Source organism: Arthrobacter sp. Cr_A7 (assembly GCF_029222765.1).
Taxonomy (GTDB): Bacteria; Actinomycetota; Actinomycetes; order Actinomycetales; family Micrococcaceae; genus Arthrobacter.
Genome location: NZ_JARHXQ010000128.1, coordinates 1 through 21,397, shown reverse-complemented (window position 1 = coordinate 21,397; position 21,397 = coordinate 1). Strand labels below are relative to the sequence as shown.

General features: G+C 67.5%; 20 protein-coding genes. 8 read left to right on the top strand and 12 right to left on the bottom strand.

Going from position 1 to position 21,397, the window contains the following annotated elements:
* A partial coding sequence (locus P2Q66_RS07915; RefSeq protein WP_275727016.1) for a Zn-binding domain-containing protein occupies positions 1-1,622 on the top strand: 1,622 nt, incomplete at its 5' end.
* Between the two features lie 102 nt (positions 1,623-1,724).
* On the opposite strand, the gene P2Q66_RS07910 is transcribed toward P2Q66_RS07915, so the two are convergent.
* The 7 genes from P2Q66_RS07910 to ssd form a co-directional block, all read right to left on the bottom strand.
* Positions 1,725-2,108 carry an Rv3654c family TadE-like protein gene (locus tag P2Q66_RS07910; protein ID WP_275727014.1) on the bottom strand — a complete coding sequence of 128 codons (384 nt, stop codon included), beginning with the start codon at positions 2,106-2,108 and terminating at the stop codon, positions 1,725-1,727.
* A 62-nt stretch (positions 2,109-2,170) separates the two neighbouring features.
* Positions 2,171-2,713 (bottom strand): TadE family type IV pilus minor pilin, encoded by a 543-nt coding sequence (locus tag P2Q66_RS07905; protein ID WP_275727012.1) that lies wholly within the window; start codon positions 2,711-2,713, stop codon positions 2,171-2,173.
* A complete protein-coding gene (locus tag P2Q66_RS07900) occupies positions 2,710-3,060 on the bottom strand; it encodes a DUF4244 domain-containing protein (protein ID WP_275727010.1) in 351 nt (116 codons plus the stop codon). The genes P2Q66_RS07905 and P2Q66_RS07900 overlap by 4 nt, the downstream gene beginning before the upstream one ends.
* A gap of 237 nt (positions 3,061-3,297) precedes the next feature.
* Positions 3,298-3,909, bottom strand: coding sequence for a type II secretion system F family protein (locus P2Q66_RS07895; RefSeq protein WP_275727006.1), 612 nt, complete (start codon positions 3,907-3,909; stop codon positions 3,298-3,300).
* Positions 3,906-4,742, bottom strand: a complete 837-nt coding sequence (locus P2Q66_RS07890) for a hypothetical protein (RefSeq protein WP_275727003.1) — start codon at positions 4,740-4,742, stop codon at positions 3,906-3,908. Before P2Q66_RS07890 ends, P2Q66_RS07895 begins: the two co-directional genes overlap by 4 nt.
* Positions 4,739-6,016 (bottom strand): TadA family conjugal transfer-associated ATPase, encoded by a 1,278-nt coding sequence (locus tag P2Q66_RS07885; protein WP_275727001.1) that lies wholly within the window; start codon positions 6,014-6,016, stop codon positions 4,739-4,741. Before P2Q66_RS07885 ends, P2Q66_RS07890 begins: the two co-directional genes overlap by 4 nt.
* Entirely contained in the window at positions 6,013-7,077 is a 1,065-nt protein-coding gene (gene ssd, locus P2Q66_RS07880) for a septum site-determining protein Ssd (protein WP_275727019.1), read from the bottom strand. Before ssd ends, P2Q66_RS07885 begins: the two co-directional genes overlap by 4 nt.
* A 268-nt stretch (positions 7,078-7,345) precedes the next feature.
* On the opposite strand from ssd, the gene P2Q66_RS07875 reads away from it, so the two are divergent.
* Both P2Q66_RS07875 and P2Q66_RS07870 read left to right on the top strand, forming a co-directional pair.
* Positions 7,346-9,064, top strand: a complete 1,719-nt coding sequence (locus P2Q66_RS07875; protein WP_275726998.1) for a bifunctional 3'-5' exonuclease/DNA polymerase — start codon at positions 7,346-7,348, stop codon at positions 9,062-9,064.
* Between the two features lie 149 nt (positions 9,065-9,213).
* Complete coding sequence (locus tag P2Q66_RS07870) at positions 9,214-9,405, top strand: DUF1508 domain-containing protein (protein ID WP_079597563.1); 192 nt, start codon at positions 9,214-9,216, stop codon at positions 9,403-9,405.
* 91 nt (positions 9,406-9,496) lie between these two features.
* On the opposite strand, the gene P2Q66_RS07865 is transcribed toward P2Q66_RS07870, so the two are convergent.
* From P2Q66_RS07865 to P2Q66_RS07855, 3 genes are all read right to left on the bottom strand, one after another.
* Entirely contained in the window at positions 9,497-10,174 is a 678-nt protein-coding gene (locus P2Q66_RS07865) for a CoA pyrophosphatase (protein ID WP_275726993.1), read from the bottom strand.
* Entirely contained in the window at positions 10,171-10,965 is a 795-nt protein-coding gene (gene nth, locus P2Q66_RS07860; RefSeq protein ID WP_275727018.1) for an endonuclease III, read from the bottom strand. Before nth ends, P2Q66_RS07865 begins: the two co-directional genes overlap by 4 nt.
* A 65-nt stretch (positions 10,966-11,030) precedes the next feature.
* Positions 11,031-12,386: a hypothetical protein gene (locus P2Q66_RS07855; RefSeq protein WP_275726990.1), complete on the bottom strand. Its 1,356-nt coding sequence runs from the start codon at positions 12,384-12,386 to the stop codon at positions 11,031-11,033.
* 410 nt (positions 12,387-12,796) lie between these two features.
* Here P2Q66_RS07855 and acs point away from each other — a divergent pair, with 410 nt between their 5' ends.
* Positions 12,797-14,797, top strand: coding sequence for an acetate--CoA ligase (gene acs, locus P2Q66_RS07850; RefSeq protein WP_275726988.1), 2,001 nt, complete (start codon positions 12,797-12,799; stop codon positions 14,795-14,797).
* 95 nt (positions 14,798-14,892) lie between these two features.
* On the top strand, positions 14,893-15,681 hold the full coding sequence (locus P2Q66_RS07845) for a DeoR/GlpR family DNA-binding transcription regulator (RefSeq protein ID WP_275726986.1): 789 nt from the start codon (positions 14,893-14,895) through the stop codon (positions 15,679-15,681).
* A 9-nt stretch (positions 15,682-15,690) separates the two neighbouring features.
* Here the strand turns inward: P2Q66_RS07845 and P2Q66_RS07840 are convergent, their stop codons facing one another.
* Together P2Q66_RS07840 and P2Q66_RS07835 are read right to left on the bottom strand one after the other, a co-directional pair.
* Entirely contained in the window at positions 15,691-16,710 is a 1,020-nt protein-coding gene (locus P2Q66_RS07840; RefSeq protein WP_115524883.1) for a LacI family DNA-binding transcriptional regulator, read from the bottom strand.
* 10 nt (positions 16,711-16,720) lie between these two features.
* Positions 16,721-17,926 (bottom strand): Gfo/Idh/MocA family oxidoreductase, encoded by a 1,206-nt coding sequence (locus tag P2Q66_RS07835; protein ID WP_275726984.1) that lies wholly within the window; start codon positions 17,924-17,926, stop codon positions 16,721-16,723.
* A gap of 210 nt (positions 17,927-18,136) precedes the next feature.
* Here P2Q66_RS07835 and P2Q66_RS07830 point away from each other — a divergent pair, with 210 nt between their 5' ends.
* From P2Q66_RS07830 to P2Q66_RS07820, 3 genes are read left to right on the top strand one after another with little or no spacing between them, the layout of a single operon-like run.
* Positions 18,137-19,078: a sugar ABC transporter permease gene (locus tag P2Q66_RS07830; RefSeq protein ID WP_115524849.1), complete on the top strand. Its 942-nt coding sequence runs from the start codon at positions 18,137-18,139 to the stop codon at positions 19,076-19,078.
* Positions 19,079-19,087: 9 nt separating this feature from the next.
* Complete coding sequence (locus P2Q66_RS07825; RefSeq protein WP_275726981.1) at positions 19,088-20,014, top strand: carbohydrate ABC transporter permease; 927 nt, start codon at positions 19,088-19,090, stop codon at positions 20,012-20,014.
* A gap of 44 nt (positions 20,015-20,058) precedes the next feature.
* Positions 20,059-21,396: a sugar ABC transporter substrate-binding protein gene (locus tag P2Q66_RS07820; RefSeq protein ID WP_275726978.1), complete on the top strand. Its 1,338-nt coding sequence runs from the start codon at positions 20,059-20,061 to the stop codon at positions 21,394-21,396.
* The last annotated feature ends 1 nt before the right edge of the window (position 21,397 follow it).

Sequence of the window (21,397 nt, the reverse complement as noted above, 5' to 3'; positions counted from 1 at the left end):
TCAGGGCGGTCTCCCGGGACTGTTCGCCGCACGGTGCCACCACCGTGGCGTTCTGGGAACCTGCCCTCACCGAGGTCCGGGGCGAAAACGGTGCCAAGGAACGGCGCACGGCGGTGGCCGAAACAGCTGACCTGCTGGCCAACCTGGTGTCCGCCCAGGTTCGCACGATTGCCTTCATCAAATCGCGCCGCGGGGCCGAAACCATCTCCTCCATCACCAAGCGCCTGCTGGACGAGGTGGACCCGAGCCTACCGCAGCGGGTGGCCGCCTACCGGTCCGGTTACCTCCCGGAGGAGCGCCGTGCGGTGGAGAAAGCCCTGCGGTCCGGCCGGCTCCTGGGAGTCTCCAGCACCTCCGCGCTGGAGCTGGGAATCGACATTTCGGGACTGGATGCCGTCCTGGTGGCAGGGTGGCCCGGAACCCGGGCTTCCCTTTTCCAGCAGATCGGGCGGGCCGGCAGGGCCGGGCAGGAGGCCATCGCCGCGTTCGTTGCCAGCGACGACCCCCTGGACACGTTCCTGGTGAACCATCCGGAGGCGATTTTTGACGTGTCCGTTGAAGCTACCGTTTTCGACCCCTCCAACCCCTACGTGCTGGGTCCGCACCTGTGCGCCGCCGCGGCGGAACTACCGCTGGGCCCGGGCGAGCTGGACCTGTTCGGCAAAACGGCGGAAGGGCTCCTGGACAAGCTGGTGGCACAGGGCTACCTTCGACGGCGGCCTGCCGGGTGGTTCTGGACGCATTCCCAGAGCGCCGCTGCCATGGTCAACCTGCGGGCCGACGGCGGCGGTCCCGTCAGCATTGTCGACGCGGACACGGGTTCCCTCCTCGGGACCATGGATTCGCCGCAGACCCACTACCAGGCGCACAACGGCGCGGTGTACATCCACCAGGGCGACAGCTATGTGGTGGAGGACCTGAACGAGGACGACCACTGCGTGGTGGTGCGCCGGGCCAACCCCGACTACTACACCACCGCGCGGGACGTTACCCAGATCGAGGTCCTGGAAACCCAGCGCACCATGCAGTGGGGCGACATCACAGTCCACTTCGGTGACGTGAAGGTAACCACCCAGGTGATCTCGTTCCAGCGCAAGGCACTAATCTCCAACGAAATCCTGGGCGAGGAACCATTGGAGCTTGGTGCCCGGGAACTGTTCACCAAGGCGGTGTGGTTTGTGGTGGACAACCGGTCCCTGACGGCAGCCGGGCTTATCGAAGCCCAGTTTCCGGGTGCCCTGCACGCGGCCGAACATGCGGCGATCGGGCTCCTCCCCCTGGTGGCATCCAGCGACCGGTGGGACATCGGCGGTGTCTCGACAGCCCTGCACGCCGACACCGGAGTGCCGACCATCTTTGTGTATGACGGGCACCCCGGCGGCGCCGGCTTCGCTGAACGGGGTTTCGACAAGGCGAAGGTGTGGCTGGCTGCCACCCGGGATGCGATCAAGGCCTGTGAGTGCGAATCCGGCTGCCCGTCCTGCGTGCAGTCCCCCAAATGCGGGAACAAGAACAACCCGCTGGACAAGGACGCTGCCGTGACCCTCCTGGACGTCCTGTTGAAGGACGCGACCGAAAAGACCGCAGCCACCGAACCAAGCGCCGGCATCCGGCCCGCCTAGGGACAGAGTGTTTGGCCGGTGGCGACGCGTCAGGCCAGGGTGGGGTGCCCGCCAAGGTGGAGTGTCCGGCCAAGAGAGGTTCATGGCCAGGACGGATGGATGCTAGGGCGGCGGTCCGGCCCGGGCATGGCCGCTTGCCGGGCCCAGCATGGACCGCTCCCTCAGCTCGGTCCTGACCTCCAGGATCTGTCCTGCGCCTTCCACGCAGCTGAGGACGGCGGCCGCGTGCCGGGCAGCCGCCTCAGCTGCCACCGTGCAGGGTTCACCGTCGGTGATTCCCCGCAGCGCATCAGCTCCGGCAAGGGCGGCAAGGTCAGCGGCCGAAGCTGCCCGACTGGCCAGCACTGCAGACTGGGCCAGGAGCAGCATCATGGCCATCACCATCATGACCACCAGTGCCAGGCCCGCGGCCAGGACAGTTCCGGAACCCCTTTCACCGGAATCCTCCTCCAACCCGGCCCACGACTGGCGCGCCCGGCTCCGCACGGCAGCCCTCCTGCTCGTGCTCCTCCAGCCCGGCAGGGGAACACAGGCCGGGCATCCACCGGTCACGTCCGATCCTTGCCATCAGCGGTCATGCCGGCCTGAAGCACGCGGGCCTCAAGCGCGCCGGCCGGGAGCACGTCGACCTCAAGCACGGCGGGCTGGAGCGCGGTAGCGGTCTCGCTCCGGGTGGAAGCGCGGGCGGTGAGGGTCCACGGAATCGAGGAACCCAAGGGCCCACCCACCCGGTCGGTGACCGTGATGCTGAACCAGCCGCCCTCGGCCGCGATCGAGGCCGATGCCGTGCCGCCGGCCAAGGTCCGGACTGTCCTTTCGACAGCGGCAGGATCCTCACCCCTGGCGAGGGCGCGGGCGCCGGCCCGTGCCCCCTCCTCAATCCGCAGCTGGGTGACGCCTGCAGCAGCACCTGCCAGGAGCATGGCCAGCAGAGCAACGACGGCGGGTAGAACGACAGCAAACTCGGCGGTTACCGCGCCGCGGGAATCATCAGCGTTCCTTCCGCCGGACATCACAGCTGTGGGGATTCCCCGGCTTCCGCGGCCCATGAGGAGCTTCCGGCCCCGCAGTGGCACGGGCGCAATGGTCACGGCAGCGCCAGGGCTGTACGGATGAGTGTCAGCAGGAAGCCGCGGACCTCGTCGCTTCGGAGGATGAAGACCAGGAGCCCGGCCAGGCCCACGGCCGCGAGCGTGGCGATTGCGTATTCCGCTGTAGCCATGCCTGCTTCGGAGCCCATCAGGCGCACGGCGCGGCCGCTGCTCGGTGCCAGGCTTGCGCCCGGGTAGAGCTCCACGACGTTGGCCGGCAGGGTACCCTCCGTCTGGCGGGGCCCCGTGCTGCGGCTACGGCTGCCGCTGTGTCCCCTGGGAGCAGGCCTGGAAGCGGCGGGAACGGCAGATCCGGCAAAGTAGCGGCGGTGGTGGTTCATGGACATGTGGTGTTTCCTTTCCTGGGGCCGGTGGTGTTGCCGGCTGTACCGACTCTTCCGGGCCCCGCCTGGCGGGGTAAGGCTCCTGCTGCGCTAAGTGGATAAGCCCGGCCGCTGCGCTGGTGTGGAGGACAAGCTGGTGTGGAGGACAAGACCGGACAGCGGGCAGGGATGGGCGAGGCCCGCGTACAGGAACCGGAAGGAAGCTCAGGAACCGCAAGGAAGCTCAGGAACCGCAAGGATTCAGGAACCGGAAGGAACCAGGGCCAGCAGCACGGGAACCACGCCCAGGCAGATGAAGGCCGGAAGCGAACACAGGCCCAGCGGAACCACCAGCTTCACGCCCAGTGAGGCTGCGCGCTTCTCCGCGGCCCGAAACCGTTCGCGGCGGAGCCGGGCGGCCTGGGCGTACAGGATGGCCGACGACGGTGCGCCGGTCAGAGCAGCAAACCCCAGGGCATCGCGCAGTTCCAGGATCTCGGGAAGGCGGACGGCCGAGCTGCGCCAGGCGGTGTCCCAGTCGGCGCCGATGGCCAGGGCTGAGACAACAGGCCGGAGCGAATCGCTGTACCGGGCCGAAGCCGAGGCTGCCACCAATTCAAGGCTGCGCCCAATGCTGGACCCTGCGTCAAGCATCGCGGCGACCAGTTCGAGCATCATGGCGGTGTCCTTGAGACCGGGCCCTCCCCGGTTCCGCGGGGCCCCCGCCGCCTGTTCCACACACCCAGCCCCGTGCCCGGCCAGAGGCAGGCTGCGGAGGCGCTTCCTTGCCGCCCCGGGTCCGGCACAAACGAGGCAGGCAGCTGCGGCGAGCACCAGGAAGACGGCCAGGGCCAGGGCGTAGTTCCCGATCATGGCACCCCAGCGCCGGCTGCCGCCGCCACGAGCCGCGCCGACCAGACCCTTCCGGCCACGGTGAGCGCGACCCCGGCTGCCAGTGCTGCCAGCCCGAGGGGTGTGCCGAGCAGGATGGCGAGCGGATCCACCCCCAGCGCCACTCCGAGCCCCAGCCCCATGAGCGGAAGCCAGGTCAGCAGGCTCACTGTGGCCTTGGGACCAGCGAGTGCGGTCTGCCGTGCTGCGTCGGCGTCGTCCTCCACTTCCAGCTGGGCGGCGAACCGGGTGAGCACGTCCGCAAGGGGACATCCGCTTGCTTCGGCGATGTCCAGGCAGGCGGCCAGCTCCGACCAGATCCGGGTCTCCCGGTCCCCGCCGGCGGGCGCGGCCGGCAGCGTCCGCCGGATTGCGTCCGATACCGGGGTGCCCCCGGCCGCCGCCGCGCGGGCAGAGCCGAGCACGGCGACTGACCCGGCGGACAACCCGCCGGAGGGGTGCTGCCGCGGGGATGGTGGGAAGCGGGGCGCCGCGGATGCGGGCACGTGCGGTGGCTGTTCGTGGCCGCGAGCCCCGTACACCACCCACAGTTCGTCCCACAGCCGGGCAGGGGTCCGGCCGCCTTTGAGCAGCGCCGCGAGTTGCTGGACCACGAGGGTCATGGCCGACCCCCGCATCGTTGTCCCTGTCCTGGCTGCAGGCCTGGCCCGCGAAAAGATCCGCATTCCCATGGAAGCGGATGCTGGAGCCGGGCCCTCGCCTGCGGCACGGCGCAGCCGGCCCGGAGCCCCGTACGGCGGCTTGAGCAACAGCACCGCAGCAAGGCACAGGGCCGCGGCCAGGAGGAAAATCACGCGAAACTCTCCGGGTCCAGTCCCAGCCGGGCTGCCAGTGCGGGCCACGCCGGACCAACACCGGGCGCGGCAACCCCCGGCCCGGGAACCCCCGCCGGCCCGGGAACGCCCGCAGCCGTTCCCAGCGCCGGGACCACAGAAAGCCCGTCTGGACCATCACCGATCAGGCCCAGGCACGTTACCTCCCGGCCCCGGCGTGTCCGTTCTACGTGGATGACCACGTCGAGAGCACTGGATGCCTGGAGCCGCACGGCATCGGGACCCAGCCCGGCCAGGGCGCCCAGGGCTGTCAGCCGGGCCGGAACAGCGGTGGCAGTGTTGGCATGGATTGTTCCGCCCCCGCCACTGTGTCCGGTGTTCATGGCAGTCAGAAGCTCCCGGACCTCCGCGCCGCGGCATTCACCCACCACCAGCCGGTCCGGGCGCATGCGCAGGGCCTGCCTGACCAGTTCGCCGAGGTCCACCTCGCCGCCGCCTTCAAGGTTCCCGTGGCGGGATTCCAGGGACACCACATGCGGATGGACGGGGTTCAGCTCGGACGCGTCCTCGATCAGGACCAGCCGCTCCTCCGGGGAGCACAGGCCCAGCAGGGTGGAGAGCAAGGTGGTCTTCCCGGATCCGGTGGCGCCGCTGATCAGGAAACTCAGCCTGTGCTCGACGACCTTCTCCAGGACAGCCTGCAGCTGCGGGCCGAACATTCCGGCCGTGCCGAGTTCGTCCATGGTGAACACCCGTTCCCGCCGGATCCTGACGCTGAGCAGGGTCCCTGCCGTGGAGACCGGCGGGAGCACGGCGTGGACGCGGTAGCCGCCTGCCAGCCGCACATCCACGCAGGGCGAACCGTCGTCCAGCCTGCGCCCGCCCGCCGCGACCAGCCTGCAGGCCAGTGCCCGCAGCTGGGTTTCACTGTCGAAAACCACCGGCGTCCGCTCGATGCCGCGGCCCCTGTCCACCCAGACGGAATCAGGAGCGTTGACGAAAATGTCCGTGGCGGCAGGATCCCGAGTGAGTTCCTGCAGCGGCCCCAGCCCGTTGAGTTCCGCGCTGATCCGTTCCGCAGCGGCGAGGGAACCGGCGGTGCCCAAAAGCTTGCCGGTGGCCTGCACAGCGGCGGCCACCCGCGATGGCGTCACCGCCCCGGCCTCCGCCATCATGGACTCGCGGACCGATTCCAGAAGGCCGGCGTCCACAGTGCGCCTGTTGCGGAAATCCTGCTCGCGGCCGTCCCGCCTGCGGCCGCCCAAACCTGTTTCCGGTCCGGGCTGTTGCCTCATGCCGGCCCTCCCACCGGCATATCGTCACCGAGCAGGTCAAGGACCGACGCGGCAAAGTGGCGGACGCCCCGCCGCTTGCCGAGGTCCAGGAGCCGCCCGGATTCCGTGGCTGCGGCCACACCGCGCAGTTCGGGCACCCGGCCCTGGACAGGCAGTCCAATCGCATCGGAGAGCAGCGAGCCGTCCAGCGCTGCGCCGGGTTTCCCCCGGACCAGGAGGGCAGCCTCAACCGGCGGAAATTCCTGCAGCAGCCGCACGGCCGCCACGGCTGCCTTGAGCTGCGCGGGAACCACGAGCAAAATACGGTCGCAGTCCCAGGCAAAGGCCTGCAGCGGCTCTGTCCTGCGCCCGATGTCCACCACCACCAGTTCATAACCCCGCCGGGCAGCGTCGAGTACTCCCACAGTGGTGGCAGCGGCCACCGGAGCCGGCTGGTCCCTGCTGGCGGGCCATGACAGGAACGAGAACCCGCCGGCTACGGGCAGGGAGTCCGACAACTGTGCCGGGTCGATGCTGCCCCTCGCCTCGGCGAGATCGGGCCAGCGCAGCCCCGGGTTTTGCTCTGCAGCGATGGCGAGTTCCAGGCCGCCGCCCCAGGGATCGCCGTCAACGAGCAGCACGCGGACTCCCAGGCCTGCCGCTGCCTGCGCTATCCAAACGGCAGCAGTGGTTGCGCCGGCACCGCCGCACCCGCCGGTCACGCCGAGGACCAGCCCTCCCGGGCCGGGCGATTTGGACCGGCTGAGGTGGTCAGCCAACCACGCCGCCGCGTCCGGCAGGACGGCAACCCGTTCTGCTCCCAGGGCTGCGGCGAGGTGCCACAGGCTGTCGCCTTCACCGTCGAGGCCCACCAGGACCGCGGGTGCCCGGCGCCGGGGCGGCAGCTCCCGGATGTCGCTCCCCACCAGGACTGCGCCGGCTCCGTCCCAGTACCTGCTGGCCCCGGCAGCGTCAGCCGCGACCCTCAGATGCGCTCCGGCGGCGGCCACAATCCGTTCCACCTCGGCCCGGAGAAACGCCGACGACGTCACCAGGAGCACGTCATCGGAACCCTCCGGCAACCAGGAATCGGCCCTGTCCCCTGGACCTGCCTCACCGGGACTGAATATTCCCGGCTGTCCGGCCCCGGAAGGCCGCAGCTTTCCGCCGCCGGAACTGCCCGGCTCGGTGTGGGAAGGGGTCAACTGGTGCCTGCTCATGGGGCCACTCTTCACTGCCGGCAGAAGCCACGTAAGGGATCACGGCCGCTATGTGGAAAAGCCCGACGGGGCAGCCAGGCCGAGGCCACACCGTCAGCGGGGCCCCCGGAAAACAGGGCACAATTGGACCATGTACCTGCTGCTCGCCGCCCACCCCGACGGCGTGGCCCTGCAGGAGCTGACGCAGGCCGGACTCCCCCAGCCAGCCAACCCCGAACCGCGCCTTGTGGACCGAAGCGGCCTGGCCGCCGTCGTCCGCGATCTGGAAACGAGGCGGCCCGGCGGGCAGCCGCCCCGCTGGATCTGGCACCGCACCCGGGACTGGTATCCGGACCTGCTCGCGGCCGGCGTGGAGCTGGAGCGGTGCTACGACATCAGCCTCTGTGGGAACATCCTGGCCTTTTCGCAGTTCACCGCCCACACCGAGTACGCGCGCAACGCCGTCAGGATGCCGGTGGATGATCCGTTGCTCCCGCCAAAGGCGCTCCTGCCGCCCCGTCCGCCGGCGGAGCAGGGCGCCCTGTTCGACGAACCCGAGACCGGTCCCGCACCGCGGTACACCCCGGACGAACTCCGGTCCGAATACGCCGCCCAGCAGGATGCCCTGGCGGCGGCGGACACCGGGGAGAACCGGCGCAGCCGGCTGCAGCTGCTGCTGGCCGCTGAATCCGCCGGCGCCATGATCGCCGCGGAAATGCAGCATACCGGCGTCCCATGGAGGGAGGATCTGCACGAGAAGATCCTCGTTGAGTACCTGGGGCCCCGCCCGCCAGCGGGCCAGCGGCCGGCCCGGCTGGAGGCGCTGAACTCGGAGCTCCGGGAGCTGCTGAACTCGCCCACGCTGAACCCTGATTCCCCGCAGGACCTGATGCGCGCCCTGCACCGCAACGGAATCGAGGTGAACAGCACCCGGAAGTGGGAGCTGAAAGAGTCGAACCACCCGGCCATCGGGCCGCTGCTGGAGTACAAGAAGCTGTCCCGGCTGCACACCGCCAACGGCTGGGCGTGGCTTGATGCGTGGGTTGCCGGCGGCAGGTTCCGGCCCGAATACGTGGTGGGCGGGGTGGTGTCCGGCCGCTGGGCGTCCCGCGGGGGCGGCGCCCTGCAGATCCCCCGCCAGGTCCGCGGTGCCGTACACGCCGATCCGGGCCACAAGCTGATCGTCGCGGACGCCTCACAGCTGGAGCCGCGCGTGCTGGTTGCATTGGCCAGGGACGCCATCATGGCTGAGGCTGCCCGGGACCAGGACCTGTACGCAGGCATCGCCGCCAAGGGGTTCGGCGGTGACCGGGCGAAGGCGAAGGTGGCCCTGCTGGGCGCCATGTACGGCGCCACCTCGGGCGAATCCGGCCGCCTGATGCCCCAGTTGGCAAGGACCTATCCGCGTGCGGTGGACTTCGTGGAGCGCGCGGCGCGCGCCGGCGAATCAGGCGGCACCGTGACCACGCGTCTGGGCCGCAGCAGCCCGCCGCCGTCGGAGCGATGGTTGCAGAGCCAGCGCTCCACCACGGCGGAGGAGCAGCGCCGTGCGGAGTCCATTGCGCGGTCCCGGGGCCGCTTCACGCGGAACTTCGTGGTCCAGGGCTCGGCGGCAGACTGGGCGGCGTGCTGGCTTGCCGAATTACGACGGCGGCTGCGCAGCCTCCGCACGGAAGGCACCGTGGGTGCCGAACTGGTCTTCTTCCTCCATGACGAGGTGATGGTCCACGCGCCCGCAGAGAAAGTGGACGCCTGCATCAAGGCCATCGAAGACGCGGCCAGCGCAGCCAAGGAATTGCTGTTCGGCCCCATCCCGGTTGAGTTTCCGGTCAGCGTGGCCGTGGTTGATTCCTACGACCACGCAAAGTAACTGGCTGCACGGCCCTCAGTTAAGGAAAAGTAACCTACCCGGCAGTAGCTCGACGGGCAGCGTGACGGACGTTACAGTTCATACCGGCGACTGAGGCAGATCGGCGCCAAAGATGATGCAAAGACGCATACCCAGGGGAGGTCCGGCATATGGCGGGCAGGTTTGAAATTCATCGAGTTGGAGACGAGTCGTACCGGCTGCGGCTCACGGACGCTGAAGGCAACATTGTTGCCGTTTCACCCAACTTCAAGTCGCTGAACACACTGGTTGACGGCATCAAGGCGATGCGGGAGAACGCAGCAACAGGCGTAGTGGTGGACCTGCGGCAGCAGCAAGCCTAAGCCTTGAGTTTTACGGGCGCCCGGCACCATAACGGGCGCCCGTACCAGACCGGGCAGCCGCGCTCAAAGGCGCGCGTGGCTCCCTTACTCTTTACACCCCCATCGGATGCAGGCGGTTCCGGTCCCACGGAACGGACCAGCCAAGCTGGTCGAAAAGCCCGCTCAGGACAATCCCGGTAAACCCCCACACCACCACGCCGTTGACGGTAAAGGCGGGGCTGTCGAAGGTCCGGCCGGCCCGGTGGACGGTAGCCATCACCCGGTTGTCCGGATCCAGCAGGTCCCGGACGGGGATCCTGAAAACCTGCGAGGATTCCGCGTAGTCCACCACCCGCACGGGTGACGGGGACCGCCACCAGCCCAGCACTGGTGTCACCAGGAAATTGCTGTGAGCCAGGCCGAGCTGCTGGAGTGTGCCCAGGACTTCGACCCCGTCTGACTCGAGCCCGGTTTCCTCTACTGCTTCCCGGAGCGCTGCCTGCACGGCAGTTTCGTTGGCATCGATGCTGCCGCCGGGAAACGCCACCTGCCCTGGGTGCGATCCCAGGGTGTGGGCCCGTTCCAGGAGCAGCACATCGAGGTCGGCGGGCGCCAGCGGCTTGCCGGAGGTGGCGGGAACATCGTCCAGCGCGCCGAAGAGCATCAGGACGGCGGCCTTGCGCGCCCGCTCCTCGTCCACCGTCAGGGCAGCCCACCGGGGGTCAGGGGCGGCGGCTGACCCGGATTCGGAACGGCGCGCCAGTTCCAGAAGGTCTTCGCGGGCGCTCACAGTGTCCGCTTCCGGGAGGCCATCCGGATTTCGGCTGCACGGTGGGTTTCGGCGAGCAGTTCCGCCAACAGCGCCTCGCTGCCCGGTGCGAGCTCGTACTTGAGGAGTTTGGCCGCCTTCACCGGATCCGTTTCGCCCATGCCGTAACTGGGGCACCAGTTGGCAACCGGGCACGCCCCGCACGCCGGTTTCCGGGAGTGGCAGACCCGCCGGCCGTGGAACACCACGCGGTGCGAAAGCATGGTCCAGTCCTTCGGCTCGAACAGTTCGGCCACGTCAGACTCGATCTGCACCGGGTCTTCCGATTGCGTCCAGCCGAACCTGCGGGCCAGCCGTCCGAAGTGGGTGTCCACCGTGATGCCGGGGATGCCGAACGCGTTCCCGAGCACTACGTTGGCGGTCTTGCGTCCAACCCCCGGAAGGGTGACAAGGTCCTCGAGCCGGCCGGGCACCACGCCGTTGAACTCGTCCACCAGCCGGGTGGCCAGTGCGATGAGGTTCCGGGACTTGGCCCGGAAGAAGCCGGTGGGCTTGATGATCTCTTCGAGCCGGGAGGGGTCGGCCTCGGCCATGGCCCGCGCGTCCGGGTAGTTCTGGAAGAGCAGCGGCGTGATTTGGTTGACCGTCACATCCGTGGTCTGGGCCGAGAGCACGGTAGCCACCAGCAGCTCGAAAGGGTTGGTGAAATCCAGCTCAGCGTGTGCGTACGGGTATTTTTCGGCCAAAGCCCTGTTGATGCGCCGCGCCCGCCGCTTCAGGGCGAGCACCGACTCGGAGGAAACCACCGGCATGCCGGCGGCCTGGCCGGCGGCAGCCTTCCCTCCGCCGGCCTTGGCCCGGGGCGCGGCCATGGGCGTTAGCCGCGCTCGATGTTGCTGAGGTCCCGCAGGACGCCCAGCCGCCCGTCGGTGTGCTGGACCAGGAACTCGTGGCCGCGGTCCTCAAGGGCAAGGACCCACCCGCCCGGTTCAATAACGAAGGCCGGGGCCCCGGTGCGGGGGTCGTAGGCGGTACGGTGCTGGGCGACAGCGAACCAGAACGCCTCATGGATGGGCAGTTCGTCCGATTCGCCGTGCCGGCTGGCAGGGTCCACGGTGGCCCCAATGGGTTCCTCGGAGCGGACCTGCTGGTGGACGGCAGTTGCCGCCGGCGGTTCCCACGTACTCCTCGCCGCGGAGGCAGCCGGCTGCGCGCCGCCGTCGTGATGGGACGTCGCGGATGAACCGCCTGCCCCGGCACCTACGGGCACATCCCCGAACTGCGTCTCTTCTGCGGCAGGCGCGGAGGCGGGACGGACGACGTCGGCTGCCTGGGTTGGCGGGCCGGCGTCAACTTCGGGCGCCCGGTCGGACACTTCGGGGGCGGTGGATACAGGACCACCAGCAGCGGGTCCGCCCGCCGCAGCGACGCCGGCGGATGGGACGGCGGCGGTAGCAGGTGAATGCGGCGCGGCTGCTGTGGGAACGGCCGCAGTGGCCGGTGCATGATGGGTGGGTCCGGGCTGGACGGCCGAGGATCCGGCGCCGGCACCGCCGAACAGCTTTCCGCCGGCAGCGCCCAGCAGCTTCCCGCCGCCGGGCTTGGACGCGGACTCGGGCTTGGGCTGCTTGGGTGCACGGGGCTTCTGGACCGGGGCGGCCGCCTCACGGGCCACCACATGCGCCGGCACTTCAGCGCGGTCCTTGAAGTCGCCCGAAAGATACGGCAGGAAGCGGCCCAGGACCGTTGCAGCGAACAGGATCAGGGAGCCGATCAGGCCCACCAGCAGGCTGGGCACGTACGCGCCTGCCACGGACAAAAAGAAGAAGGCGACGGCGAAGCAGGCCACCACCGACGCGAACTGGTCGATGGAGAGGGAGCCGATGCGGATTTTGGTGGCGGGTGCCAGCCTGCGCGCCGCGAAAAGGGCGCTGACGATGAGGGGCAGGATGATGCCCAATCCCAGGAAGAAAAGGTTGTTCAGGTTCCACAGGTTGTAGCGGCCGCCGAAGATGGGCAGCAGCGAAGCGATGAACAGGATGAGGGTGGCGGCAAACACGGCCAGGTCCCGCACGGTGAACGGACCGAGCACTGCCTGGTTGGCGTCCTTGGCAAGGCCTGCCGGCTTCCCTTCGGACGTGGCCTGCTGGCCTGCCCCGGTGGCGGGTCCGGCGGGGCCGGAACCTGCCGCGGTATCGGGGCCGGTCTTCTGGCCAAAGCTTTGCTGGTTCATTCTGTTCTCCTTAGCGTGGCGGCACCGGGGCCGGCATGGCCCCGATATCGTGCCGTCGTAACACCGGTTCCGCCGCGGCCACGCGCAGTTGCGCCTGTCCACAGCGGTCCGAAGTGAAGTCACAATTCCATTTCAGCCTAGTCAACAGCCGGGCTGATCACTAGCTGAACGGCGCCGCCGGGGGCGTCCTCCCGACGGCGGGCCCAACCATTCACCGCTTAATGGACGCCGCTCGCGGGTACGTCTGTGACAGGGCACACATGTATGTCCGGGCAAGCATTAGTCTTGATTCCGGAACAGCTCTTTGCGGTATGTCCGTGATCGGCCGGTGCCCAACGTCGTGCGTGCGGCGGAGCCCGGCCGGCAGCCACCATGCCGCGCAGCAAAGATCGATGAATGATGAGGTTCACATGTCCCAGGACACTCCAAGCTCCACGGCCACCGTTCCCGCAGGCTCGGCACAGCAGGGCGATGCCTTTGAAAACCTGCTCCATGAGACCCGGACCTTCCCGCCTTCGCCGGAGTTCGCGGCCAACGCGGTTGTCACCGCTGAGGAGTACCAGGAGGCCGACGCCGACCGGCCGGCTTTCTGGGCGAAGCAGGCGCGGGAGCTGCTCACCTGGAGCAAGGACTTCGATGAGGCGCTGGACTGGTCCAACCCGCCGTTTGCCAAATGGTTCGTGGGCGGCGAGGTCAACGCGGCCTACAACGCGCTGGACCGGCACGTGGAGAACGGCCGGGGCGACCGGGTGGCCATCCACTTCGAGGGCGAACCCGGCGACACCCGCTCCTACACCTACGCGCGGCTGACCGAGGAAGTGAAGAAGGCAGCGAACGCCTTCGAATCCCTGGGCGTGGCCAAGGGCGACCGGGTGGCCGTGTACCTGCCGATGATCCCCGAAGCGGTCATTACGCTGCTGGCCTGCGCCCGGATCGGCGCCGTGCACTCGGTGGTGTTCGGCGGGTTCTCCGCCGACGCGCTCCGCTCCCGCATCGATGACGCCGAAGCCAAACTCGTGGTCACCGCCGACGGCACCTACCGCCGCGGCAAGCCCAGCGCCCTGAAACCCGCCGTGGACGAAGCCCTCGCCAAGGCCGGCCACACGGTGCAGAACGTGGTGGTGGTCAAGCGCAACGGCCAGGACGTGGACTGGACTGAGGGCCGGGACCACTGGTGGGCCGACACCGTCGAGGCAGCCTCCATCGAGCACACCGCCGTCGGGCATGACTCCGAGCACCCGCTGTTCATCCTCTACACCTCCGGGACCACCGGAAAGCCCAAGGGCATTCTGCACACCACCGGCGGCTACCTCACCCAGACCGCCTACACCCACAAGGCTGTGTTCGACCTGCACCCCGAGACGGATGTCTACTGGTGCACGGCCGACGTCGGCTGGGTCACCGGCCACTCCTACGTCACCTACGCCCCGCTCATCAACGGCGCCACCCAGGTCATGTACGAAGGCACCCCGGACTCCCCGCACCAGGGCCGCTGGTGGGAGATCATCGAAAAGTACAAGGTCTCCATCCTCTACACCGCGCCCACGGCGATCCGGACGTTCATGAAGTGGGGCCGGGAGATCCCGGACAAATACGACCTCACCTCCCTCCGCGTGCTCGGCTCAGTTGGCGAACCCATCAACCCCGAGGCCTGGATGTGGTACCGGAACGTCATCGGCGGGGAGAAGACCCCCATCGTGGACACCTGGTGGCAGACCGAGACCGGCGCCCAGATGATCGCCCCGCTGCCCGGCGTCACCGCCGCGAAACCCGGCTCCGCCCAGGTGCCCCTGCCCGGCATCGCCGTGGACGTCGTGGATGAAATGGGCGAATCCGTGCCCAACGGCCACGGCGGATTCCTGGTAATCCGCGAACCCTGGCCCGCAATGCTCCGCGGCATCTGGGGCGACCCGGAACGCTTCAAGGACACCTACTGGTCCCGTTTCGAAACCATGTACTTCGCCGGTGACGGCGCCAAGAAGGACGAAGACGGCGACGTCTGGCTCCTGGGCCGGGTGGATGACGTCATGAACGTCTCCGGCCACCGGCTCTCCACCACCGAAATCGAATCCGCCCTGGTCTCCCACCCCGCCGTGGCCGAAGCCGCCGTCGTCGGAGCCGCGGACGAGACCACCGGCCAGGCCGTCGTCGCGTTCGTCATCCTCCGCGGCGACGCGGTCAACGGCGGCGACGACACCGTCCAGGAACTCCGGAACCACGTCGGCAAGGAAATCGGGCCCATCGCCAAACCGAAGAACATCCTGGTGGTCCCCGAACTGCCCAAGACCCGGTCCGGCAAAATCATGCGCCGCCTCCTCAAGGACGTCGCAGAAGGCCGCGACCCCGGCGACGCCACCACCCTCTCCGACCCGACGATCATGCAACAGATCGCCCAGTCGCTCAGGAAATAGAAGTCCCCGCGACGACGGCGCTGCCCACTTGGTGGGCGGCGCCGTCGCCGTATGCTGGGAGCAGCCCCGTCGCCTGCCCCGAAGGAACCGCCCGAATGCTCGCCGTCGCACGCCACCAGGCCATTTTGGACGCCCTCCAGCGCGAACGCGTGGTCAGGGTCTCAGACCTGGCCCAGCAGCTCGGCGTATCGCTGATGACGGTGCGCCGGGACATTGAGGTGCTTGAAGAGGGCGGGCGCCTTGAGCGCATCCACGGCGGCGCCAAGGTCCCGGGAGACACCAGCACCCATGAGCCGGGATTCGACCTGAAATCCACCCAGCTGACCGACGAGAAAAAGGCCATCGCGGTTGAGGCGGCCAGCCTTGTGCAGGAGGGCATGGCGGTGGGCCTGAGCGCCGGAACCACCACCTGGGCGCTGGCCAAGGAACTCACCGGCGGGCCACGGATCACTGTTGTCACCAACTCGGTACGCATCGCGGATCTGTTCCACCACGCCGCGTCCGCCGGCTCCGCCCGCTATGCATCCACCGTCATCCTGATCGGCGGCGAGCGGACCCCGTCGGATGCGCTGGTGGGCCCCATCGCCACCGCCGCGCTGAAGCAGCTGCACCTGGATGTTTTGTTCCTCGGCGTCCATGGGATGGACGCCGACGCCGGGTTTACCACCCCCAACCTTCTGGAGGCGGAAACGGACCGCGCCTTCGTTGCGGCTGCACGCAAGACTGTGGTCCTGGCTGACCACACCAAGTGGGGCCTGCTGGGCATCAGCTCCATCGCTTCCCTGGAGGAAGTCGACGAAGTCATCAGCGACGAAGCCCTCAGTCCGGAGGCTCAGCGCATCCTGCAGGAACGGGTAGGCCGGTTGAGGCTCGCCGGCCTCTGACTAAAACCTTCAGGGGCAGCCGCAGGATTGGCGGATGTGCAGTTTCGTGGGGAAGATCCGGTGCTGCGGCTTTTCCCCGCGGCTGGCTCCCACCAGCGCCGCCACCGCGGCTTCCGCCATCACGGCCACCGGCTGCTCCACTGTGGTCAGCGGAGGCCAGGAGTATTCGGATTCGGCGGAACCGTCAAAGGAAGCTACCGCCATCCCGCCGGGGATGGACAGCCCTGCTTCGTGCACTGCCCGCAACAGGCCGATCGCCTGCATGTCGGAGGTGGCGAAGATCGCCGTCGGCCGGTTGACGGAAGCCAGCAGCCGCTGGCCGGCAAGGTAACCGCCGGGCCGCGTAAAGGCGCTGTAGACAATCGGCCCCTCCGGCAAGCCCGCCTCCTGCAGGGCTTCCCGCCATCCCACTTCACGGCCGTCGGTGGACCCGGAAACGTTGGTGCCCATCGCCAGGCCTATGTTGGTGTGGCCGTGGCCGATCAGGTGTTCCACGGCCATCCGGGCGCCCGCCGCGAGATCCACGCCGATGCTGTTGAACCCCGGCGCATCCCGCTCCTGGTTGAGCAGGACCGAGGGGATGTCCGCCGTTTCCAGGACCTCCAGGTCCGGTTCGAAGAGGACGCTGGCCAGCAGCACGCCGTCCACCTGCCGGGCGGCAAGGTTGCGGATATTCCGCCGCTCCTTGGCCAGGTTCCCGTCGGAGTTGCTCAACACCAGGGCGTATCCCAGTTCTGCCGCCGCATCCTCCACGGCATGGGAGAAAAGCGAGAAGAACGGGTTGGAGATATCCGGAACCACAAGCCCCAGCGTCTCGCTGGAGCCCAGCTTGAGCGCACGGGCCGCCGCGTTGGGACGGTAGCCCAGGACGCGGATGGCGTCCTGGACCTTGGCTTCGGTGGCAGGCGCCACCTTCTTGGGCCCGCCGTTGACAACGTAACTGACGACGGCGGTGCTCACGCCGGCGTATCGCGCCACGTCCTTGCGGGTCACGGGGCCCCGTGTGGCCTGCGCTGCCGGAGAAGTCATGCTGTCCATGTTAGGTACAAGTACCCGGGGCATCGCCGAAGTCACGGATGGGAAGCCGTGCGCCGCTTTGCAAAGCCGACTGGTGCGCCACGATTCCGGGCAGGGTGAAGCGGGCCGCCACCCAGGCGTTCACCGGCGGCAGGGTGCGGTTGTTGACGGCCCTGACGAAGTCATCCACCAGGAAGTGGTGGCTGCCCTCGTGCCCGTTCGGCGCGCCGCGGAACTCCTGCGGAAGCCGTTCCGGGTCGTGGACCGGTGCCAGGCCGGAGACGAAGGCATCCCTCAGCTCGGGCGCCACGTTGGCGAGCGACGGATCGTCCAGGGAAACGCTGGGCCGGGTCTCGAGTTGCTCAGAGATGTCGTGGACGTTGCGCTTGTCCTGCCACACGGTGACTTTCGCGAGCTGTTCGAAGCTGGCCTCGGTGCCGAAGAACCGGAACCGGGACTCCCGGATGTGTGAGGGGTAGCCCACCCGGCGCATCTCATTGGTGCGCATGACCCCGCCGTCGTTCAGCTCAAAGAGGGCCGTGGCATTGGAAAAATCGTTGCCGAACATGCTGACGTCCTTATCAAAGACGCCGTCGTTGCGGTCATCCCTGACTCCGACGCAGCTGACGCTGACCGCATGGGCGGGAACGGCACCGAGTACTCCGCCCACGGCGTGGGTTGGATAGAGCATGGGCGGGTAGCTGGCCGTTTCCTTCCAGCGGTCGCCGCCGCTGTACTGGTAGGCCTCGTAGAAGCCCAGGTCCATGTCGTGGACGTAGTCACCTTCAGCATAGAAAATCCGGCCGAACTTCCCCTCAGCGAGCTGCTTGCGCGCAAAGACGGTGGCGGGGTTGTAGTAGCTGGTCTCCCCCATCATGTAGACCAGCCCGGTGTCACGGACAGCCTCGATGATGCGGGCAATCTCGTCCTCGGAAACAGCCATCGGGACGGCCGAGTACACGTGCTTGCCGGCACGGAGGGCCTGCTCCACCAGCGGACCGTGCGTCCAGCGCTGAGTGAAGATGGCCACGGCGTCGACGTCGGAGGCCAGGAGCTCTTCAAAGCTTGCCTGTGACCCGGCCAGCCCATAGCGGTCCACCGCTTCCGCAGCCCGCTCCGGAAGCTCGTCCACCACGTGGACGGCACTGACGCCGGGGTGGAGGTTGAACAGGTGGGCGAACTGGCTGCCAAACTGGCCGGCTCCTACTACGCCGATTGAGAACGTCATTGTCTTCCTTCCGGGAAGTTTTGGCAGCACCGGGCAAGCGCTGTCCTTCGGGAAGGCCAGTGTTTCACCCGCATCTACTCGAGTCAACAGGCAATTGAATGGAGAAACATGCGGAAGAAAAGCATGAAAAGCGGCTCTTGCCCTCCTTCATCTACTCGTGTAGATTCATCCGCAGTTGTTACCCCCATCACAGTCAGGAAAGGGTCGAAGATGACCACCCTTGCCAAACACCCCAGAGCGGCGTCGCCGGCAGCGGCTTCGCCCAAGCCGCTAGGAAGCTACCGCCGGTTCGGGGACCTCAGGATCGCACTGCTCTTCATCGCCCCGGCGCTCATCGGGTTCGTCTTTTTCTACGTCGTGCCAACCATCCGCGGCATCTACCTGAGCTTCACGGAATACAACATCCTCGGTGATCCGGAATGGATCGGCCTGGACAACTACACGGCCATCGCCAAGGATCCGCTGTTCTGGAATTCCCTCGCCGTTACAGGACAGTACGTCTTCCTGAACATCCTCCTCCAGACGGCCCTGGCCCTGGGCCTGGCCCTCCTGATGCACCAGGTGGCAAAGTCCACGATCATCCGCGGGGCACTGCTGCTGCCGTACCTGATGTCCAACGTCATCGCCGCACTGTTGTGGTTCTGGATGCTGGACTACCAGATCGGTGTGGTGAACCAGTTCATCGAGTGGAGCGGGCTGCCCCGGGTCGCCTTTTTCGGCAGCGAGGAGTGGGCCATTCCCACCCAGGCCCTGATCAATACCTGGCGCCATATGGGTTACACGGCACTGCTGATCTTTGCCGGGCTGCAGGCCATCCCGGGCCACGTTTATGAGGTGGCCAAACTGGACGGCGCCTCAGCCTTCCAGACCTTCCGGAAGATCACCATCCCGCTGTTGCGCCCGGTCCTGGTCCTGGTCCTCGTGGTGACGGTGATCGGTTCGTTCCAGGTCTTCGACACCGTTGCAGTGACCACCGCGGGCGGCCCGGTCAACGCTACCCGCGTCATCCAGTACTACATCTACCAGCGCGCCTTCACCGAGTCGGACTTCGGCTACGGATCCGCCATCGCCGTCATTCTCTTCCTCATCCTCGCCCTGGTGGCCTTCATCCAGATGAAGTTCCTCAAGGGCAACGAATCGGACCTGGACTAGGAGTCCCGCATGACCACCACCGCAAGCCGCGCAACGCTGCCGGCCGGAACCCGCCGCCGTCGTCCGTTCAACGCCCGCCGCGCCGGCGCCTGGGCCCTCCTGGTCCTCGCCATCGCCGTCTCCGTCCTGCCCTTCCTCTGGGTGCTGAGGACCGCACTGTCCACCAACAACGCCCTGGCTTCCAATGCCGCCAGCCTGCTGCCGGCGGAGTTCACCTTCGGCGCCTTCAAACGGGTCTTCGGGCTGCAGTCACCGGCGGAAGCCGTGGCCGAAGGCGGCTCGGGTGCCGCCATCGACTTCTGGCTCTACCTGCGGAACTCGATCATCTTTTCCTCCATCACCACCGCCGGCGCCGTGTTCTTCAGCGCGATGGCCGCCTACGCTTTCGCCCGGCTGCGCTGGAAGGGCCGCAATGCAGTCTTCAGCCTCTTCCTCGGCACCATGCTGGTCCCGCCGATCTTCACGGCGCTCCCCAACTTCCTGCTGATCAAGAACCTGGACCTGCTCAACACGATGCTCGGCATGGTCCTGCCGTACGTCTTCATGACGCCGTTCGCCATCTTCTTCCTCCGCCAGTTCTTCCTGAACATGTCCCGTGAGGTGGAGGAAGCGGCCATGCTCGACGGCGCCAAGCACCTCCGGATCTTCTTCCAGATTGTGCTTCCCAACGCCGCAGCCCCCATCGCCACCCTGGCGCTGCTCACCTTCATCGGCCAGTGGAACGAATACTTCTGGCCCCTGTTGGTCGGCTCCCAGGACGACGTCCGGGTCCTCCAGGTGGGGCTCGGCGTCTTCAAGTCCCAGTCGCCGCAGGGCGCACCGGATTGGTCCGGCCTCATGGCGGCAACCCTCATCTCGGCCCTGCCGGTGCTGATCCTGTTCGCGGCCTTCGGCAAGAAGATCGTCAACTCCATCGGCTTCTCCGGCATCAAATAAGCAATCCCACCTCCCGCCAATACCCCCGAACGGAAAGTAGAACCATGAAGAAATCCCTCGGCGCCGTTGCCGTCGCCGCAGCTGTGGCACTCTCCCTGTCTGCCTGCAGCGGATCCTCGTCAGAAGAAGCCGCCAAGGGCGAGATCAGCTACTGGCTCTGGGATGCCAACCAGCTCCCCGCCTATCAGCAGTGTGCTGACGACTTCACGAAGGCCAACCCTGACATCACGGTCAAGATCACCCAGCGCGGCTGGGACGACTACTGGTCCACACTGACCAACGGCTTCGTGGGCGGCACCGCACCGGACGTCTTCACCAACCACCTGGGCCGCTACGGCGAACTGGCAGAGAACAACCAGCTGCTGGCCATCGACGACGCCGTCGAAAAGGACAATGTGGACCTCTCCGCCTACAACGAGGGCCTTGCAGACCTCTGGGTGGGCCAGGACGGCAAGCGTTACGGCCTGCCCAAGGACTGGGACACCATCGGCCTGTTCTACAACAAGGCCATGCTGGCCGGCGCCGGGATCACCGAGGACCAGATGAAGGACCTCACGTGGAACCCCGAAGACGGCGGCAGCTACGAGAAGGTCATCGCCCACCTCACCGTGGACAAGAACGGAAAACGCGGCGATGAGCCAGGCTTCGACAAGAACAACGTCGACGTCTACGGGCTGGGCCTGAACGGCGGCGGCGACTCCTCCGGCCAGACGGAGTGGAGCTACCTGACGAACACCACCGGCTGGTCCCACACCGACAAGAACCCGTGGGGCACCAAGTACAACTACGACGACCCCAAGTTCCAGGAGAGCATGGACTGGTTCGCAGGGCTGGCCGGGAAGGGCTACATGCCCAAGCTTGAGACCACCGTGGGCGCAGCCATGGCGGACACCTTCGCAGCCGGCAAGTCCGCCATCAACGCGCACGGATCCTGGATGATCGGCCAGTACACCGGTTACAAGGGCATTGAGGTGGGCATCGCCCCCACCCCCGTTGGCCCCGAAGGCGAGCGCGCGTCGATGTTCAACGGCCTGGCAGATTCCATCTGGGCAGGGACCGAAAAGAAGGACGCAGCCATCAAGTGGGTCGAATACCTCGCGTCCGCCGACTGCCAGGATGTCGTCGCCTCCAACGCCGTGGTCTTCCCCGCACTCAAGGCGTCCTCGGACAAGGCAGCTGAAGCCTTCAAGGCCAAGGGTGTGGATGTCACCGCGTTCACGGAGCACGTCAAGGACAAGACCACATTCCTGTACCCCATCACGGACAACACCGCCAAGGTCAAGGGCATCATGGAGCCCGCCATGGACGCCGTGGTCTCCGGCAAGGCGCCCGCCAGCTCCCTCACCCAGGCCAATGAGCAGGTCAACGCCCTCTTCAAGTAGG